Origin of the sequence: Helicobacter pylori, assembly GCF_001653475.1 — a bacterium.
Lineage (GTDB): Bacteria > Campylobacterota > Campylobacteria > Campylobacterales > Helicobacteraceae > Helicobacter > Helicobacter pylori_CM.
Map to the genome: position 1 here is coordinate 194,161 of NZ_CP011487.1, position 17,703 is coordinate 211,863.

The 17,703-nt window shown below is 39.4% G+C and carries 17 protein-coding genes and 1 tRNA gene; 5 read left to right on the forward strand and 13 right to left on the reverse strand.

Features of this window, described 5'->3' with window-relative positions:
• Nucleotides 1–35: 35 nt before the first annotated feature.
• A complete protein-coding gene (gene hopM / locus AA974_RS00955) occupies nt 36–2,129 on the reverse strand; it encodes a Hop family outer membrane protein HopM/HopN (protein WP_064433033.1) in 2,094 nt (697 codons plus the stop codon).
• 253 nt (nt 2,130–2,382) lie between these two features.
• Between hopM and AA974_RS00960 the strand changes: the two genes are divergently transcribed.
• Nucleotides 2,383–3,540: a SulP family inorganic anion transporter gene (locus AA974_RS00960; RefSeq protein WP_064433034.1), complete on the forward strand. Its 1,158-nt coding sequence runs from the start codon at nt 2,383–2,385 to the stop codon at nt 3,538–3,540.
• A 42-nt stretch (nt 3,541–3,582) separates the two neighbouring features.
• On the opposite strand, the gene AA974_RS00965 is transcribed toward AA974_RS00960, so the two are convergent.
• The 3 genes from AA974_RS00965 to kdsB all read right to left on the reverse strand — a co-directional run bounded on the left by AA974_RS00965 (nt 3,583) and on the right by kdsB (nt 6,168).
• Nucleotides 3,583–3,657: transfer RNA gene (locus AA974_RS00965), tRNA-Asn, on the reverse strand.
• Nucleotides 3,658–3,784: 127 nt separating this feature from the next.
• On the reverse strand, nt 3,785–5,242 hold the full coding sequence (hopA, locus tag AA974_RS00970) for a porin HopA (RefSeq protein WP_064433035.1): 1,458 nt from the start codon (nt 5,240–5,242) through the stop codon (nt 3,785–3,787).
• A gap of 194 nt (nt 5,243–5,436) precedes the next feature.
• On the reverse strand, nt 5,437–6,168 hold the full coding sequence (kdsB, locus tag AA974_RS00975; RefSeq protein WP_064433036.1) for a 3-deoxy-manno-octulosonate cytidylyltransferase: 732 nt from the start codon (nt 6,166–6,168) through the stop codon (nt 5,437–5,439).
• A gap of 112 nt (nt 6,169–6,280) precedes the next feature.
• On the opposite strand from kdsB, the gene dsbK reads away from it, so the two are divergent.
• The 4 genes from dsbK to AA974_RS00995 are packed head-to-tail and all read left to right on the forward strand — an operon-like array spanning nt 6,281 to nt 9,467.
• The gene (gene dsbK / locus AA974_RS00980; protein ID WP_064433037.1) at nt 6,281–7,078 is read left to right on the forward strand and encodes a protein disulfide-isomerase DsbK; all 798 of its coding nucleotides are present in this window, start codon (nt 6,281–6,283) and stop codon (nt 7,076–7,078) included.
• A gap of 15 nt (nt 7,079–7,093) precedes the next feature.
• Nucleotides 7,094–7,741, forward strand: a complete 648-nt coding sequence (locus tag AA974_RS00985) for a UPF0323 family lipoprotein (RefSeq protein WP_064433038.1) — start codon at nt 7,094–7,096, stop codon at nt 7,739–7,741.
• A 23-nt stretch (nt 7,742–7,764) separates the two neighbouring features.
• Entirely contained in the window at nt 7,765–8,937 is a 1,173-nt protein-coding gene (locus tag AA974_RS00990) for a glutathionylspermidine synthase family protein (protein WP_064433039.1), read from the forward strand.
• A complete protein-coding gene (locus AA974_RS00995) occupies nt 8,937–9,467 on the forward strand; it encodes a hypothetical protein (RefSeq protein WP_064433040.1) in 531 nt (176 codons plus the stop codon). Before AA974_RS00990 ends, AA974_RS00995 begins: the two co-directional genes overlap by 1 nt.
• Nucleotides 9,468–9,979: 512 nt before the next feature.
• Here AA974_RS00995 and hcpE read toward each other — a convergent pair.
• The 9 genes from hcpE to dps all read right to left on the reverse strand — a co-directional run bounded on the left by hcpE (nt 9,980) and on the right by dps (nt 17,574).
• On the reverse strand, nt 9,980–11,047 hold the full coding sequence (gene hcpE / locus AA974_RS01000; protein WP_064433041.1) for a Sel1-like repeat protein HcpE: 1,068 nt from the start codon (nt 11,045–11,047) through the stop codon (nt 9,980–9,982).
• Nucleotides 11,048–11,137: 90 nt separating this feature from the next.
• The gene (locus AA974_RS01005) at nt 11,138–11,497 is read right to left on the reverse strand and encodes a c-type cytochrome (protein WP_064433042.1); all 360 of its coding nucleotides are present in this window, start codon (nt 11,495–11,497) and stop codon (nt 11,138–11,140) included.
• Complete coding sequence (hemC, locus tag AA974_RS01010; RefSeq protein WP_064433043.1) at nt 11,497–12,417, reverse strand: hydroxymethylbilane synthase; 921 nt, start codon at nt 12,415–12,417, stop codon at nt 11,497–11,499. The genes AA974_RS01005 and hemC overlap by 1 nt, the downstream gene beginning before the upstream one ends.
• Nucleotides 12,418–12,427: 10 nt before the next feature.
• Complete coding sequence (proS, locus tag AA974_RS01015) at nt 12,428–14,161, reverse strand: proline--tRNA ligase (RefSeq protein WP_064433044.1); 1,734 nt, start codon at nt 14,159–14,161, stop codon at nt 12,428–12,430.
• Nucleotides 14,162–14,164: 3 nt separating this feature from the next.
• Nucleotides 14,165–15,514, reverse strand: a complete 1,350-nt coding sequence (hemA, locus tag AA974_RS01020; RefSeq protein WP_064433045.1) for a glutamyl-tRNA reductase — start codon at nt 15,512–15,514, stop codon at nt 14,165–14,167.
• Nucleotides 15,514–16,437: a polyprenyl synthetase family protein gene (locus AA974_RS01025; RefSeq protein WP_064433046.1), complete on the reverse strand. Its 924-nt coding sequence runs from the start codon at nt 16,435–16,437 to the stop codon at nt 15,514–15,516. Before AA974_RS01025 ends, hemA begins: the two co-directional genes overlap by 1 nt.
• A gap of 9 nt (nt 16,438–16,446) precedes the next feature.
• Nucleotides 16,447–16,842 (reverse strand): hypothetical protein, encoded by a 396-nt coding sequence (locus AA974_RS01030; RefSeq protein ID WP_064433047.1) that lies wholly within the window; start codon nt 16,840–16,842, stop codon nt 16,447–16,449.
• A complete protein-coding gene (locus tag AA974_RS01035; protein ID WP_064433048.1) occupies nt 16,835–17,119 on the reverse strand; it encodes a DUF2018 family protein in 285 nt (94 codons plus the stop codon). Before AA974_RS01035 ends, AA974_RS01030 begins: the two co-directional genes overlap by 8 nt.
• Nucleotides 17,120–17,139: 20 nt before the next feature.
• Complete coding sequence (gene dps / locus AA974_RS01040) at nt 17,140–17,574, reverse strand: DNA starvation/stationary phase protection protein (protein ID WP_064433049.1); 435 nt, start codon at nt 17,572–17,574, stop codon at nt 17,140–17,142.
• Nucleotides 17,575–17,703 lie beyond the last annotated feature (129 nt).

The following is a 17,703-nucleotide window of genomic DNA, read 5'->3' on the forward strand; positions in this document are numbered from 1 at the left end:
CGTTTTTGAACAAGCCCCCTTTTTTAAAGAGGGTTTTAATAAGCAAACACATAATTGAGGAAAAGGCTATACATCCTTCTGTATTCCAATTCAGCACCCATGAAAGAATAATAGCTGGTGTTAATGGTAGGGATTTTAAAGCCTAATTCAATGCCATGCTGAGCGGCATGATCGCTGTTTTTTTTCTTAGGCCTAGCGAGGTTCATTCTCAAGCCTAAATTGAATAAAAATTGGAAATTAGAAGTGCTGACATTAGCGTTATAAATGCCATTCATCATGGTCAAATTCACGAATTCAGAATTAAGCCACGAAGTCCCAGCTAACGCAAAGCCTCCAAAAAGCCCCACAGAGAGCTTGTTATTCTTGCCTAAAAAGTTGGTGTTTTTATCGTTAATGAAGTTATAAAGCGCATCCATGCCCACCCCATAAGTCCAAACATCAGAAGCCGAGTTGAAGAAATTAGATTTGATATAAGCATGGTTGTAATCAAAAAAGCCGTAATACCTTAACCCCCAATTCCTTTTTTTACCAAAAAATTGCTTATAGCCCATTTGCACGCCGATCCCGTTCATCGCGCCGTTATTGTTTTGAAAGTCAATCACGCCGATGCGCCTGAAGGGATTTTTGCCTAATTCTTGCCTGATGGCTTGGAGCTGGTTGTATTTGTTGGTATCCAAAGAATAAGTGAGCAGACCTTCTGGGGAATTGGGGTTTTGAGTTGAATGCGTCATGTTTTGAAGAGACTTAGCGTTAGGCAAGTGAGAAATACCGCTATTGATCGCTTTTGAGTCGTTCCCTAAAGTGTTAAGGGCTCCTTTAAAATCCAAAATGGTTTGAGCCAAAGCTTTCTCTTGATTGACCTGGTTGCCGTAATAAGCGGTGTGTTGCTCTAAAGATTTTAAAGTCTCTTCCACAAACGCGCAACCTGAACCCCAAGTGTTATTAGTGATCACACCAGCTGATCCTGCTTTACATTCTTCCAAATCCCCTTGAATAGGCCCTTGAATGCTGTGGAAATTGTTCGCAACTTGTTGGGCTAAGCTTAAAATCTCTGCTTGAGCGTTAGCTCTGTTGAGCATTTCTTGAGCGAAACTTTTGTCTTTAGAGGTGTAGGGGTTGAAATTGTCTGGTTGCTTGATTTGGGTATTTTCATTAGCGTTAAGCTGTTTGGTTTTTTCTAAAACGGCTTGAGCGTTTTTAATCATCTCATTAATAGCGTTAAAAGAAGGGCCAAAAATGTCCATCACATTCCCAGGCGTAGAGCTCAACCCCCACGCTTTACCGCCACTGCTCGTTTGCACATAGGGGTTTTGAGTGGTAAGGACTTGCATGATAGTAGCGGCTTGTTGCAAAAGGTATTCAGCGTCATTCTTGAATGAAAGTTGTATTGTAGGCGAGAAAGATGATCCGCCTGAATAATATTGCGGGACCTCAACTTCTTTTCCATCTTTCTTCTCATTATAATAATGCTCTATGATATTGTTTTGTGTAGTGGTCCTATAATTGGTTTGTTGTATGTTGGCTACCCCTGTTTTGGTCGTGTCATTCAAGGCAGGCATCCCACCCCCTTGATTTTGGTTTAAAGCGGTTTGGATAATTTGATAAGCTTGGTTGAGCTTTTGGTATTCGTCAATGGATAGAATACCACCTGGTCCTGTCCCATATGCTTGATTGCAAGTGGTGGTTGTCCCACGAAGGGCTGGTGTGTTACCAAACGATTGATAGCTTTGATTATCGGTAGGGCCAGGGCCACAGCCAATAAAAAGGGCTATGACTTGCCACATGCCCACGGCGGCATTGAGCGCTAAAGAGACGGCTTGATAGGCTGGGGAAGTGGTGGTAGCACTAGTGAGATTAATGGCGCTTGAGCTTAAATTACCAATCGCGCTCGTGATCGCGCTGGGAGTGCTGGCTTGAGTGACTAAGGAATTCAAGTAATTGTATTGGTTTAAAAGGTTGCTTAAGTTATCGTATCTGTCCGCAAGGTTTTGCAACGCTCCAGTGTTTTTAACTTTTTGAACCGCTTCACCGATTTGATAGCCCACGCTCATATAAAACCCGTCGTCTTCAGCCCTCGATAATGAAGCCATGAGAGAAAGAGAGAGCAAGAGAGATTTTTTGATTTTCATGTTTTCTCCTTTTAGTAGATTTTTGTTATTTCACATTCCCATGATAGTCATGTTTATGGAAATTCTGGATTTTACCATAAATAATGTTATTCTTAACTTAAAATCTATATTTTGAAAAAAAAAAAACGCTTTTAAGTATTTTTTACAATAAAATATCATAGAGCTTGATTTAAGAAAAGGAATTTTATCGGGTTTGAAATTGGTTTTTAAATCTTTGGTTACAATCAAGCCATTCTAATTGGGAAAGAAAGGCATGTTTGAAAAGATACAAAAAGAATGGCTGAGCAACATTCAAAAAGATTTGTTGTCTGGTTTTGTGGTGGGGCTTTCTGTGATCCCAGAGACGGCCGGCTTTGCGATCATGGTGGGTTTAGATGTGGGCGTGGCGTTTTATACGACCTTTTATATGGCTTTTGTTTTGTCTCTTTTTGGGGCTAGAAAGGCGATGATTAGTGCAGCGGCCGGCTCAGTGGCGCTCATTTTAGTGGGTGTAGTTAAAAATTACGGGATTGAATACGCGGGCGTGGCGACTCTTATGGCAGGAATATTGCAAATTCTTTTAGGCTATTTGAAAATAGGGAATCTTTTGAGGTTTATCCCCCAATCAGTGATGTATGGCTTTGTAAATGCGCTAGGCATTTTGCTTTTAATGGAGCAATTCAAATTCCTTGAAAACCAAAATTCAGGGGTGTTTATCTTGCTCGCTATTGGGATATTGATCATTTACCTCTTCCCTTTAATCACTAAAAAAATCCCCTCTAATTTGATTTGTATCCTTTTAGTGAGCGCAATCGCTTTAATTTTTGATACGCATGCGCCGAATTTAGGGAGCATTGAGCAAGGGGTTTCAGGCTTTCATTGCATCATTATCCCAAAAAATTTGGATTTTAAAATTTTGATAGGATTGTTGCCTTACGCTCTTTCTTTAGCGCTAGTGGGCACGATAGAAAGTTTATTGACCGCTAAAACTTTAGATATTATTTTAAAAGACGGCGTGAGCGATAAAAATAAAGAAACTAAAGCGCAAGGCTTGGGGAATATCATCTCAGGGCTTTTGGGGGGAATGACAGGGTGCGCTTTAGTGGGGCAGTCTATCATTAACGCAAAATCCGGGGCTAAAACCAGACTTTCTACTTTTTTTGCCGGCTTTTCTTTAATGGTGTTAGTGCTAGTGTTTAATGAATATGTGGTTAAGATCCCCATTGTGGCGGTTGTGGCGGTGATGGTGATGATTTCTTTCACCACTTTTAATTTCCAATCAATTATTAACATTAAAAAAATCAAGCTCTATGACACGCTGAACATGCTCTTAGTCGTGGCGGTGGTTTTATACACGCATAATTTAGCGATAGGGGTTGTGGTGGGGGTTTTAGTCAATGCGTTATGGATCAAATCTGAAGGGATTGCGTGAAATTTTATTGCTATAAAAAAGAAAAAAGATGGGTTAAAAGTATGGCTCCAGATGTAGGATTCGAACCTACGACCAAGCGGTTAACAGCCGCCTACTCTACCGCTGAGCTAATCTGGAATTTCGCTCAAAAATGAAAAGAAATTTTAGTGTGTTTTTTGTAAAAAGTCAAGTAAAATGATGCCGTTATTCATTGAGAGCCAAAAAGTTGGCTTTGTCCTCACTAGTGATGAGAACAGATTCAATATCAATAAGCCAAAACATAATTGAAATACACGCTATAAAGTCTTCGGTATGCCAATTTAGCGCCCATGAAAGAATAGTAATTCGTGTTGATGGTGGGGATTTTCACGCCTAATTCAACGCCATGGTGAATCCCTTGAAGCCTTAAACCGGTATTGAATAAGAATTGGAAATTGGTGTTGTTGGTTTTGGCGTTGTAGCTGCTGGCTTTTAAGTTCGCAGATTGATTGTTAAGCCATGTCGTGCCTGCTAGAGCGATGCCTCCAAAAATGCCAAAAGAGACTTTGCGGTTTTGATTGGATCCGCCATTGATGAAATTCAATAAAAGATCACTGCCTGCACCATAAGTGAAAACATTAGAAGCGGAGTTAAAAAAGTTGGATTTGATATAGGCATGGTTGTAATCAAAAAAGGCATAATACCGAATCCCAAAAAATTTACTTTTCCCGAAGAATTGCTTATAGCCTAATTGCACGCCCACGCCGTTCATCGCTCCGTTATTGCTTTGAGAGTTAATCAAACCCACGCTTCTGAAAGGGTTATGGCCAAACTCTTTGGTGGTGGTTTGGAATTGAGAATATTTAGTTTCGTTAAGAGAATAACTATAGCTAGACCTGCTCACCAAACCTTGAAACCCTTTAGAATTAGGCGTTTTTTGAATGGCGTTATAGATGGTTTCTAAATTGTCCCCTTTGAGGTAAGAAATAGTGTCGTTAATAACGCTTGACACTTGATTAAGGTTTTGATTGAAATCAGCGTTGCTAAAGGCGTTTTGTTGGTTTGCGCCTTGGCTTGGGTCGGTTCTTCTAAATTGCTCGTCGGCTTTTTTAGCGCTATCAATCATGCTAGTGATAGCGTTAAAGGTGTTGCCAAAAATATTGCATGCGTTCCCGCTTGCATTAATGCCCCATGGTTTGCCATTGCCCCCGTCTATCCCTGGGCATTGGCTTTGAAGGGTGTTAATAATGGTTTTGGCGTCATCCAAAAGTTTTGAGGCGTCATTATCAATGGTGGTATTATTGTTGGCTGCATTTTTATTTTCTAAGGTATTTTGGAGCAGTTGAGAAGTTGCTTTGAGTTTTTCGTATTCGCTAGAAGACAGCGAGTTATTGGCTAAATTAGAGGCTATGACTTGCCACATGCCCACCGCAGAGCTGAGCGCTGAAGACACGGCTTCTTTAGCGGTATTAGGGGCCGTTTTTAATCTACTAGCGCTCTCTTTTAGATTATTAATCGCTTGAGCGGTGCTTGAATCAGTGTTAGAAGCCGTTTGTTTGAGTTCGTTATAGCGGGTTAAAAGATTGTTTAAATTTTCGTAAGCGTTGGAGACTTTTTGGATTTCGCCGGTGTTTTTCACCATTTGAGCGGCTTCGCCGATTTGATAGCCCACGCTCATAAAAACGCCGTCATCTTCAGCAAGGAGCGATGAAACCATAAGAGAAAGTAAAATCGTTTTTTTCATAAAATGTTCCTTAAAGTAATGTTCTGTTTGTAAAATCGTATCAAATTAAAACTTTATTTACAATGTGTTTAAAGTATACCATAAATCTAATTAAATTTTTAATAAAATTCAGCAAAAATTAACCAATTTTGCTTTTTTTTGGATTTAAAAAGAGGTTTTGATGGTGAAAGATGTTTGAGTATTTTTTTTAAATTTTACCAATCAAGGGGATTGGGGCTAAAAATTTTCAAAGCGTTTTGCAAATCTTCTTTGGTGTCAATGCCCACGCTTTCACTTTGAACGATTTTCACTGCAATCTTTTTTTGATAATACAAAGCCCTTAATTGCTCTAATTTTTCCAGTTCCTCTAAAACGCAAGGTTTTAAAGTGCATAATTCTTCTAATATTTCTTTATTGTGGAAGCCATAAATACCGATATGCCCTAAAAGGGGGGTTTGGCGTTTCATATCAGCGTCTCGTAAAAAGGGGATAAGGGAGCGCGAAAAATACAAGGCGTTATTGTGATAATCTAAAACCACCTTGACTAAATTAGGGCTTTTGGCTTGCTCTTCATCAATGACTTTAGCGCAAGTTGCCATGAAAGGGGCGTTTTTGGTGGCTTCTAATAACGCTAAAATGACTTCTTTTTCTAAAAAAGGCTCATCGCCTTGCAGGTTTAAAACCCTTTCATCGTTTTTTAACCCTAAAATTTGCGCCGCTTCCAAACAGCGTTCTGTGCCGCTATTATGGTGTTTGGAGGTTAGCAGTGCTTTAATGTGGAATTTTTGGCATGTTTGCATGATGCTTTCATCATCGCAAGCGACTACGCATTCATCTACCAGATTCGCATTTTTAGCGCAACGCACTACCATAGGCAAGCCAAAAATATCTTCTAGCACTTTATTCTCAAAACGACTGGATTTTAATCTAGCAGGAATGATAATCATCTTTAAACCTTTTTAAGCCTTATGAAAATAGGGGATTTTTATGGTATTATACCCATTAAAAGCTTATTCCTTTTATTGTAAGGGTTTAGGCTGTTGAACTTTAGGAGTTTTAATGATGTTAAGAGCGAGCGTGTTGAGTGCATTACTTCTTGTAGGCTTAGGGGCAGCCCCTAAACATTCAGCTTCGGCTAATGACAAACGGATGCAGGATAATTTAGTGAGCGTGATTGAAAAACAGACCAATAAAAAGGTGCGTGTTTTAGAAATCAAACCTTTAAAATCCAGCCAGGATTTGAAAATCGTGGTGGTAGAAGACCCAGACACTAAATACAATATCCCGCTTGTGGTGAGTAAGGATGGTAATTTAATCATAGGTCTTAGCAATATCTTTTTTAGCAATAAAAGCGATGATGTGCAATTAGTCGCAGAAACCAATCAAAAAGTCCAAGCCCTTAACGCCACCCAACAAAATAGCGCGAAATTGAACGCTATTTTTAACGAAATACCGGCTGATTATGTGATAGAGTTGCCCTCTACTAAGGCTGAAAATAAGGATAAAATCCTTTATATTGTCTCTGATCCCATGTGCCCGCATTGCCAAAAAGAGCTCACTAAACTCAGGGATCACTTGAAAGAAAACACCGTGAGAATGGTTGTAGTGGGGTGGCTTGGGGTCAATTCAGCTAAAAAAGCGGCTTTGATCCAAGAAGAAATGGCGCAAGCTAGGGCTAAGGGAGCGAGCGTGGAAGATAAAATCTCTATTCTTGAAAAGATTTATTCCACCCAATACGATATTAACGCTCAAAAAGAGCCTGAAGATTTACGCACTAAAGTGGAAAATACCACTAAAAAGATTTTTGAATCGGGCGTAATTAAGGGCGTGCCTTTCTTGTATCATTATAAGGCATGATATAAGGCTACTCTCATGAAAAAACCCTACAGAAAGATTTCTGATTATGCGATCGTGGGTGGTTTGAGCGCGTTGGTGATGGTGAGCATTGTGGGGTGTAAGAGCAATGCCGATGACAAACCAAAAGAGCAAAGCTCTTTAAGTCAAAGCGTTCAAAAAGGCGCATTTGTGATTTTAGAAGAGCAAAAGGATAAATCTTACAAGGTTGTTGAAGAATACCCCAGTTCAAGAACCCACATTATAGTGCGCGATTTGCAAGGCAATGAACGCGTGTTAAGCAATGAAGAGATTCAAAAGCTCATCAAAGAAGAAGAAGCCAAAATTGATAACGGCACGAGCAAGCTTGTCCAGCCTAATAATGGAGGGAGTAATGAAAACTCAGGCTTTGGCTTGGGGAGCGCAATTTTAGGGAGTGCAGCGGGGGCGATTTTAGGGAGTTATATTGGCAATAAGCTTTTCAATAACCCTAATTATCAGCAAAACGCCCAACGGACCTATAAATCCCCACAAGCTTACCAACGCTCTCAAAATTCCTTTTCTAAAAGTGCGCCCAGTGCTTCAAGCATGGGCGGAGCGAGTAGGGGACAGAGCGGGTTTTTTGGCTCTAGTAGGCCTACTAGTTCGCCTGCGGTAAGCTCTGGGACAAGGGGCTTTAATTCATAATTTAATCTATTCAAGGCTAAAAAATGCAAGTGATTCCTTTAAAACCTTTAGACAATAAGACCTTAGAAGAAATCGGCTTAGATTGGCACACTAATGACGACATGTCATCTTATATCGCTGATGAAATGGTGGTTGTTTCTCAAAAAGAAGCGGACGCTTATTATGACGCTTGTAATGAGCTTTATGACATGTTTGTAGAGACGGCTGAAGAGGCCATTAAAAACGATCGCTTTTTTGAATTGGATATTCCTAACGCGCTCATTCCTATGATCAAACAGAGTTTTGAAGAAGAAGTGCATTGGCATATTTACGGGCGTTTTGATTTAGCTGGGGGGCTTGATGGCAAGCCTATTAAATTGCTGGAATTTAACGCTGATACCCCCACCATGCTCTATGAAACTGCGGTGGTTCAATGGGCGTTACTCAAAGCGAATGGCTATGATGAAAACAAGCAATTCAATAACCTTTATGAAGCGCTTGGCGAGAATTTTAAACGCATGGTAACTTTAGGCGAAGACACGAGCCGTTTTGAGGAAATGTATGAGGGGTGGAAAATCCTTTTTTCAAGCGTTAGGGGGAATATTGAAGAAGAGCGCACCATGCGTTTTTTGCAAGACGCTGCTCAGAGCGTGGGGTTTGAAACGGATTTTTCTTACATTGATGAGGTGGAATTTAATGCAGAAGAGGGCGTGTTTAAAAACGGCTTGAATTATGAGTTTTTATTCAAACTAATCCCATGGGAAAATATCGCTATTGATGAACCAGAATTAGCTCTTTTGATGCAAAGCATGATGGAAAATAAAAACACGATTTTTTTAAACCCCGCTTACACGATCCTTTTCCAATCCAAGCGTTTTTTAAAACTTTTATGGGACAGATACCCCAACCACCCCTTATTGTTAGAAACGAGCTATGAACCTTTAGCCAATAAAAAGCAAATCAAAAAAGTGGCTTTTGGTAGGGAAGGGGCGAATAGTGAAATCTTTGAAGCTTCCATGCAATCGCTTTTAAAGACGGACGGCGTTTATTCTAACCACAAACCCGTTTATCAAGAGTTTTACGAGCTCAATTCGCATAATGGGTTGTATTATCAGCCTAATGTGTTTTTTGCTTATGAATCTTGCGCGCTAGGGTTTAGAAAAGGGGGGTTGATCTTGGATAATTTTTCTAAATTCGTGAGCCACAGATTGCAATAATGGCTGCAATGATGCGTTATTTCCACATCTATGCGACCACTTTTTTCTTCCCTTTGGCACTTCTTTTTGCGGTTAGCGGGCTTTCGTTGCTCTTTGGGGTGCGCCAAGACACTGGCGCTAAGATCAAAGAGTGGGTTTTAGAAAAATCCTTAAAAAAAGAAGAACGATTGGATTTTTTAAAAGACTTTCTAAAACAAAACCATATCGCTATGCCTAAAAAGATAGAGCCCAGAGAGCATAGGGGAGCGTTGGTTATTGGCACGCCTTTGTATGAAATCAACCTTGAAACTCAAGGCACTCAAACAAAAATCAAAACCATTGAAAGGGGCTTTTTAGGTGCGCTCATCATGCTGCATAAGGCTAAGGTGGGCGTGGTGTTTAAGGCGCTTTTGGGGATTTTTTGCGTGTTTTTATTGCTGTTTTATTTGAGCGCGTTTTTAATGGTGGCTTTTAAGGACACTAAACGCATGTTTGTAAGCGTTTTGATAGGGAGTGTGGTGTTTTTTACAGCGATCTATTGGTCTTTGTAGGGTTTTAAAACGCTAAAGGTATTTTTCACAACTAAAATAAAAGAGCTAATCGAGTGGTAGTTTCTCATAACGCGCTCTTATGGGGTTATCAGGGATTTAGTTTTAGGGAGAGTTGTTTCAAAATACCCCCTATCCCCTTATAAGTTTTAAAAATCCTATTTTTTAAAAAATTAAAGTTAATGCTGAATAAGCTTGTTCATAGAGGAGTGGAGCGACACTAAAGGTATTTGGGATTTTCCCCCTAGGCTGATGCGAGAGTTTGGGTTTCACTCTGTATCCCTAATAATAGGGATTTTACAGATTTTAATCTCTAACGCATCCGCTCTTTTGTGCGTCATGTCTTTAAAGGCGTAAAACTTCTGCCCTAGATACGAACGCAATGTTATAAATTAACAGCATTCATTACAAACACTGAAGATGTTTGGGATTTTTGGTTTGGTTCTTAAAACAGAGCCAAATCTTTGAAAAGTTTAATTAAACACGATGATAATTTAGGGGATTGATTAAATGTTTCAATACCCCCTAAGTTTAGTGAGATTTTCGCATGCTTGTTTCATGCCTAGCTTACAGCCCTTGTCATAAATCACTATGGCGTTTTCTTTATCTTTCATGTTGTAATACATGCCCGCTAGAGCGAAGCAACCCACTTCATCGCCCATATCGCAACCCCTTTCATAATTATCAAGGGCTTTCCTCAAGTCTTTTACAACAGCGTCCCCCTGGGAATACATAAAGCCCATCCTGGAGCAACTCACCGCACTCCCCATATCGCATGCTTGTTTGAAATAATTAAAAGCCTTTTGGGGATCTTTTTTGACATACCTGCCTAACATATACATAGAGCCTAAACTCGCGCAACCACCAGAATTGTTTAACCCGCAAGCTTTTTGCAAATAATCAAACGCCACTTCAAAATCTTCATCAAGCCCTGCATCGCCATTTTCAAACAAACTCCCTAACGCGCGACAAGCCTGCCCATCATTCAATCGGCACGCTTTCAAATAATAGATGACGGCTTTATGGTTGCTTTGTTTGACTTCTAAAGAGCCTTTTTCATAAGCCACGCCCAAAACATAACACCCCTTAGCCATATCAAAATTACAGCTTTTTTGATAGTAGGTAACCGCTTGAGAGGCATTGCCTTTGATTTTTCGGTCATAAATAATGCCTAAATTGTAGCAACTCTCAGGGTGTTTTAAAACGCACGCCTTAGCATAAGCGTCAATGGCTTCTTGATAATTTTGAGTCGTGCCCAACCCTTCATCATAAAGCCCCCCTAAACCAAAACACCCTTCCCTATCATCAGCCTGGCATGCGGATTTGTAATATTCTAGGGCTTTTTTATAATCTATTTTAGTGCCTTGCCCGTTTTCATAAATGATTCCTAATTGCGTGCAACCTTCACTCACCCCATTGTTGCATGCTCTTTTAAAATAAGACGCCGCTTTAGAATAGTTCCCGCTTTTATAGGCTCTTTCACCAACCCCTAAAAAGCTATTGTCTTGTTTCCCCCATAAATGGGCATTCAAGTTCCAAAAAAATAACCCACAAACGAATATTTTTAAAATTTTGACACTCATTTTTACCTTCTTTTAAATTCTAATTTTTAGAACCCTCTTTAATCAAGACAAAAAATAACGCTCCATTTTAACATAAATCACGCGCTTTGATTAGGGCTTAAGAGAATCCTTATGCTCTAAAGAGGTGATGTAAAGGTAAATCGCTTGGATTTCTTCTAAATTGAGATTGTATTTAGGCATCATGCCTTTGCCTAAACTCAAGGCGTCTTTAAAGGTTTTAAAATCCAAATGGTTGATTTTAGGGGCGTAGAGGATTTTTTTTTCGCCTTTTTCATAATAAAAAGTGATTTCTTGTTTTTCGCCTTTAATGCCATGGCATTTCGCGCACGCAATACCTCTAGGGTTTTTATAAAGAGCCATCCCGTATTCCAAATCAGAGATGAAATCTGCTTCTTTAGCATTCAAGCTTAACCACCACCAAAACAAAACCAGCGCGATAAACAAACGCATTAAAACAACTGCGCCTTTTCTAAAATCTCTTTAGCCCCGCTTTGCAAAAACGCTTCTAAAAGCTCTTGAACCAAATCAAACGCTTTAGTTTTATCCCCTTGCTTTTCTTTAGTGATGACTTCTTTCCCGTTAGGCAAGCCTAAAACCGCATGGATTTTAACCTCATCACCCGCTAAACTCGCATGCACGCCTATAGGGATCTGACACCCCCCATTAAGCCCTTTGATAAACTCCCTTTCTAAATGGCAGCAAAACGCACTTTTCTCGTCGTTGAGTTTTTGAAGCGTGGCAAAATGCTTGTGGTTTTTGAGCATTTCTACCCCTAAAGCCCCCTGACCCATGCTAGGAATCATTTCTTCTACGCTAAAAGCCTTGCGGTATTTCGCTCCTTGAATTTCTAGGCGGCATAACCCGGCTTCAGCTAAAATGATAGCGTCAAATTCCCCACATTCAAGCTTTTTCAAACGGCTTTGGACATTCCCCCTTAAGCTTTCTGTGTCTAAATCCTGGCGCTTGAATTTGAGCTGCATGGAGCGCCTTAAAGAAGTTGTGCCAACCTTTGCCCCTTTAGGCAAACTCATCAAATCAGGGAATTTCACGCTTAAAAAAGTGTCTCTCGCATCAGCCCTTTTGGTGATGCATGCCAAGTCTAACCCCTTTTCAAATACGACCGGCACATCTTTTAAAGAATGCACCGCCAAATCAATTTCGCCTTTTAAAAGCAATTCTTCTAATTCCTTAGTGAATAGCCCCTTACCGCCAATCTTATTTAAAGGGGTGTCTAAGATTTTATCGCCCTTAGTCTTAACGATTTGAATCTCGCTTTCTATAAAGCATTCCTTTTTCAGGCGTTCTTTAATGTAATTCGCTTGCCATAAGGCTAATTCGCTCCCCCTAGAGCCAATCACTAAATTTCCCACTCACGCCCCCTTATTCGCTCGCTAATATTTCTAAAATTTTTTCTTCTAATTCTGTATCTTTAAGCGTTTGTTTTTCTAAATTAGCGCGTTTGATGCATTCAAATTCTTTACTCTCTAAAGTTTGCTTCCCAACAATGAGCGCTAGTTTTTCCCCAATCAATTCAAAATCCCTCATCTTTGCCCCAAAACGTGCGTCTCTGTCATCTAAGAGCACATCAACGCCTTTTTGAAGCAGCCTTTCATACACTTCAAAAGCGAGTTTTTTTTGCGCTTCATCTTTGAAATTAGAAACCACGATCACCACATCAAAAGGGGCGGTATTTTTCGTCCATACACAGCCTAGATCATCGCTTTTTTGCTCTAAAATCGCGCTGAGCAATCGGCTAATGCCTATCCCATAGCACCCCATTTCAAAAAACCGCTCCTTACCATTCTTATCCAAGAAACTAGCCTTCAAGCTTTTAGCATAGCCTTGCCCGAGTTTGAAAATATGCCCCACTTCCAAACTCTTATGGTATTTCAACGCTCCTTGACAATTAGGGCAATGATCGCTCTCTTTAACCTGGACAATATCCGCATAAACAAGATTTTCAAACCCTTTTAAATCCACGCCCACCGCATGAAAATCCTTTTCATTAGCCCCAGCAATTAAACAATCGCCCTCCTTTAAATCTTCATCAAAGATAATGTAAGAAACATGCTTTTTCAAGCCATAAGGCCCTATAAAACCCGCTATTAATCCTGCGTTGTTTAAATCTTCTTGACTGGCCTCTTTTAATTCTAAAGCGTTCGCCCCTAAAAGATTCAAGGCGTTTAGGGCTTTAACTTCCTCTAAATTGTCATCGCCCCTAACAAAAAAGCACGCTAGGGTTTCTTTATCTTTATGGATCACTTTTTTAACAACAGCTTTTAAAACAAAATAAGGCTCTGTTTTAAAAAACCCCGCCACGCTTTCAGCGCTAGTGGTATTAGGGGTAGGGAATTTCGCTAATTGTGCTTTTGGGACACTTAAGGGATCAGGTCTTTTAGAGCGTTTAGCGATTTCAATATTGGCTGCATAATCGCAATTTCTACACACCACGATCGTGTCTTCCCCGCATTCTGTTAAAACGACAAATTCTCTGCTTTTACTCCCCCCAATCGCCCCGCTATCTGCTTCCACAATGCGAAAATCCAAACCCAAATCGCTTAAAATCTCTTTATAAGCGCTTTGCGTGTTTAAAAATTCCCTATCCAAGCTCTCAGCGTCTTCATGAAAGCTATAACCATCTTTCATGATAAATTCCCTCGCTCTCACTAACCCGAATCGCGGGCGGATTTCATCACGGAATTTCGTGTGGATTTGATAGAGATGGACGGGTAATTGCTTGTAGCTTTTAATGAAATTGGCGGCAATTTCGGTGATATTTTCTTCTAAAGTGGGGCTTAAAACAAAATCATTGTCTTTTCGGTCTTTAAAAACCAGTAATTCCTTGCCGTATTTATCCAAGCGGCCTGATTTTTCCCACAAACTCGCCAAAACCACAAAACTCATTAAAATATTTTGCGCCCCATGCTCTTGCATGCGTTTGTGCGTGATGTTTTCTATCTTGTCTAGCACTTTTTTAGCTAAAGGTAAAAAATTATAAATCCCGCTGCCTACCTGATAAATGTATCCTGCTTGAGCTAAGTGTTTATGGCTTTTTAATACGGCATCTTTAGGGGGTTCTTTGAGAGTGGGGGCAAAGAGTTTTGAAAATAACATGCATTATTCCTCGTAATATTCGCATTTATAGAGATTCAAATTCTGGGCATGATTAGCGTTAGATTTGTCTAAATTAAACAAGTTTTTAATCGCGCCCACAAGCACATCGGATTCTTCTTTTTGAGCGTTCTTTTTTAAGGCGATAGTAGGGTGGTGTAAAAAGGTATTGAAAGCGTTGTGCAAAATTTTTTCAATATTGCTTTCGTATTCTTTAGGCACATAGCGTTTTTTAAGCGCTTTTTGCAATTCCTTTTGGGCTGAAATCCTGGCTAATTCCCTCAAATCCTTAATCACAGGCTCTACTTCCAAACTTTGGATCCATTGGTAAAACTCCATTGTGGCAAGCCCTACAATCTCATAAGCTTTCGTTCGGCTTTCTTGCCTGTTTTCTACATTTTCCCTCACCATAGGCTCTAAATCATCCACGCTGTATAAGAAAATATTATTGAATATTGGCTTTTCAATATTCCGTGGCACGGCTAAATCAAACCAAAAACGCCTGAAAATCGTTTCTTTTAACATGCGATTTTGCACGATAAAATCCGGCGAAGAAGTGGCGCAAAAAAGCAGTTCGTATTCATTGATATAAGCGTTTAAATTTTCTATATTTTGAAAGCTCACTTTTTTAGGCTCTTCTAATTCTTTGATAAAATCTTCAAATTTAGCCGCATTACGCCCTAAAACAAGTGCTTCAAATTGCTTGTTTAAAAGGTGTTTGATGACTAATTGAGCCATCTCGCCAAGCCCTATCACAAGGGCTTTTTTATCCTTAATCCTTTCTTTTTCAAAAATATTAAGCGCTTCTTTGACCGCCACTGAAGAAATGGAGACCCCTTGTTTGGAAATACCGGTTAGATTCCGCACTTTAGCGGCGCATTTGAAAGCAAAATGGAGCAATCGGGTCAAATCTTTGGAGCAAAATTTCTCTTCAAAAGCGAATTTATAGGCGTTTTTCATCTGCCCTGTGATTTGAGTTTCCCCCACTACTAGGCTATCTAAACTGCTGCACACGCTAAAGACATGATGGACTGCGCTTTCATCAGTGCTCATTAAAACGCATCTTTCTAAATCAGACACGCTCATTTTTTTATTTTGAGCCAAAATTTTTAATAACGCGCTTTTTTGTTCATTAGCATGAGCGCCGTGTTTTAAGCTCGCATAGATTTCAAAGCGATTGCATGTGGATAACACCATGCACTCTTTGATGTTAGGGCAATGGTTTTTAATGGTTTGTAAAAATTCTTTAAGCGTTGCGCTCGAATTGATAGCGAGTTTTTCTCGCATTTCTAAGCTCATGCTCTTATGCGTAAAGGCTAGGGTGAAATATTTTGACAAATGAGTTTCTAACTCCATTAAAAAGTCCTATAAATGACATCTTGCGCTAGTTTTTCTAAAATCAAATTATTTTCCCCTTTAATGGCTTCAAGGGCTTTTTTAGAATAAACTTGAGCGATTTTAAGGGTTTCTTCTATGATACCATATTGCTTGAATTTTTCCTTAGTCCATTCTATGATTTCATGGCTATCTTGTTTAAAATAAGAAATCAAAAGCCCTTGTTCATGCTGATTTAATTTTTCATATAAAAGCAAGTAGGGTAAAGTGGTCTTGCCTTCTTTAAAATCGCTAAAATTGGGCTTACCTAAAGTTTTGGCGTCTTGAGTGATGTCCAATAAATCATCAATGATTTGAAACGCCATGCCAAAATGCAGTCCAAAATCCGCATATATTTTTGCGTCTTTATTTAAAAGAATCGCCATGCTCTTTAAGCTCGCTTCTATGAAATGAGCGGTCTTGTCTTCTAAGATACGCCAGTATTTTTGCTTGTCGCTATTGAAACATTCCCCCACAAACACATCTTCAATCTCACCCCTAGAGAGCCTTAAAACCGCATTAGAGAGGGCTTGAGCAATGGATTCCCCCATTTTAGATAGTTCAAAAAAGGCTTTAGAATAAAACACATCCCCAAGCATCACGGCGTTAAAATCACCAAAAAGAGCGTTAATGCTAGGGAGTTTTCGGCGCATGGTGGCTCTATCAATCACATCATCATGCAATAAAGAAGCGGTCTGTATCATTTCTACAATCGCACACAAATGGAGCGCTTTATCCAACAAAATAGCGTCTGTTTTTTCATTCAATAAAGCGAGCATGAGTTTGGAGCGCAGCATTTTTGAAGGGCCAATCTTAGAAAACAATTCATCTATAAAGCTACTTTCTATTTCTTTGATCCAAGAAGCGATCTTATTTTGAATGGCTTTAAGTTGTTTTTCTTGCATGCAAATTCCTTAAGGCTCTTTAGGGAAAAAAACAAGGGGCATAAGGGCTAAAAATCTTAAAGTGGCTTTATCTTCTTTAAAATCTTTAAACACAAGCGACAGAACGCTGTTAGAAGAAAATTTTTCTTCAAAAACTTTGAGGTTATAGGTGTTTCTCGCATGATCGGTGTATAAAATAAACTGGTAAGGGAAATGGTTAAAACGCATGTTGATGGCTAAACCTTTATTTGCATATAGCGTCCAATAGAGCGTGATTTCTTTGGTTTGTCCATTTGAAGTGTCTTTGATGATCGCTTTAAACACTTCATCTTTTTTTAATTCTAGCGTTTTATCTATCCCATAATCAAGCCCAAACGCCTTTAAAAAAAAGAGAAATATCAAGCCATAGCGGATAATCTCATTCATTCCCGCTAAGAATATTCGCCATGGATTGGATCACAATGTCTGTTTTCCTGCTCTCTATTCTTTGTTGCAACTCTTCATCCATTCTTAAAGCTTTAGCGAAAGATTCAAACTTTTCTTCTAAGCCTTCTTTCTCTATAAAAGTTTCTAAAAGAGCCAGAAGCTCTAAAAGCCTTTCTAGCTCTTTTTTAGAAAGCTTTTTGCTCGCATGAAAAATAATGTCATTCCACTTGTCTAAGGGGTTTCCCTCAAAAATTTCAAGCTCGCTGTAATCTCTCATGCAGGCTTCTTTTGGGTAGCTTAAGCCAAATGGGCTTGCAGCATCCAAATGGATTTTTGCAACTTGGCTAATTGATCGTCCGCATAAGTTACGGTGACTTTATCGCCTTCTTTTTCAGCGGTGTTAGAGAGCTCCTTAAATTCTTTTTCTAGGTGTTTGTAGTCCTCTAGAATTTCTTTAAAGATGTCTTTAGAGTGGAAGCTCGTTTTAGTTTCTTCTTTAACGCGAGTGAGTTTGAGTGCTTCGGATAAAGTGACTAAGGGATGGTGTCCTAATTGAGCGATCCTTTCAGCGAGATCATCAAACATGTCCGCAAACTCTTCATAAATTTCTTCAGTGGCTTTATGCACATTGAAAAAATCCGTGCCTTTCACATTCCAATGGAAGTTATGCACTTTCATAAATAACACGATCGCATCCGCTTGCAAATGTTTTAAAATTTCAAATGTTTTCATCAAAAGTCCTTTTTTTAAAATTGTTTTAGGCTTTTATTTTCATAAAAACCTTGATCGCTATCCTACATCAAAAGAGTTAATGAAGAATTTTTTTGATCTTATTTTTGTCAAATATTGATAAAACCTATT

What these genes read in the sequence shown, in the direction of transcription:
- hopM (WP_064433033.1), bottom strand. Translation starts at nt 2,129, where the DNA reads ATGAAAATCAAAAAATCTCTCTTGCTCTCTCTTTCTCTCATGGCTTCA.
- AA974_RS00960 (WP_064433034.1), top strand. Translation starts at nt 2,383, where the DNA reads ATGTTTGAAAAGATACAAAAAGAATGGCTGAGCAACATTCAAAAAGAT.
- hopA (WP_064433035.1), bottom strand. Translation starts at nt 5,242, where the DNA reads ATGAAAAAAACGATTTTACTTTCTCTTATGGTTTCATCGCTCCTTGCT.
- kdsB (WP_064433036.1), bottom strand. Translation starts at nt 6,168, where the DNA reads ATGATTATCATTCCTGCTAGATTAAAATCCAGTCGTTTTGAGAATAAA.
- dsbK (WP_064433037.1), top strand. Translation starts at nt 6,281, where the DNA reads ATGATGTTAAGAGCGAGCGTGTTGAGTGCATTACTTCTTGTAGGCTTA.
- AA974_RS00985 (WP_064433038.1), top strand. Translation starts at nt 7,094, where the DNA reads ATGAAAAAACCCTACAGAAAGATTTCTGATTATGCGATCGTGGGTGGT.
- AA974_RS00990 (WP_064433039.1), top strand. Translation starts at nt 7,765, where the DNA reads ATGCAAGTGATTCCTTTAAAACCTTTAGACAATAAGACCTTAGAAGAA.
- AA974_RS00995 (WP_064433040.1), top strand. Translation starts at nt 8,937, where the DNA reads ATGGCTGCAATGATGCGTTATTTCCACATCTATGCGACCACTTTTTTC.
- hcpE (WP_064433041.1), bottom strand. Translation starts at nt 11,047, where the DNA reads ATGAGTGTCAAAATTTTAAAAATATTCGTTTGTGGGTTATTTTTTTGG.
- AA974_RS01005 (WP_064433042.1), bottom strand. Translation starts at nt 11,497, where the DNA reads ATGCGTTTGTTTATCGCGCTGGTTTTGTTTTGGTGGTGGTTAAGCTTG.
- proS (WP_064433044.1), bottom strand. Translation starts at nt 14,161, where the DNA reads ATGTTATTTTCAAAACTCTTTGCCCCCACTCTCAAAGAACCCCCTAAA.
- hemA (WP_064433045.1), bottom strand. Translation starts at nt 15,514, where the DNA reads ATGGAGTTAGAAACTCATTTGTCAAAATATTTCACCCTAGCCTTTACG.
- AA974_RS01025 (WP_064433046.1), bottom strand. Translation starts at nt 16,437, where the DNA reads ATGCAAGAAAAACAACTTAAAGCCATTCAAAATAAGATCGCTTCTTGG.
- AA974_RS01030 (WP_064433047.1), bottom strand. Translation starts at nt 16,842, where the DNA reads ATGAATGAGATTATCCGCTATGGCTTGATATTTCTCTTTTTTTTAAAG.
- AA974_RS01035 (WP_064433048.1), bottom strand. Translation starts at nt 17,119, where the DNA reads ATGAGAGATTACAGCGAGCTTGAAATTTTTGAGGGAAACCCCTTAGAC.
- dps (WP_064433049.1), bottom strand. Translation starts at nt 17,574, where the DNA reads ATGAAAACATTTGAAATTTTAAAACATTTGCAAGCGGATGCGATCGTG.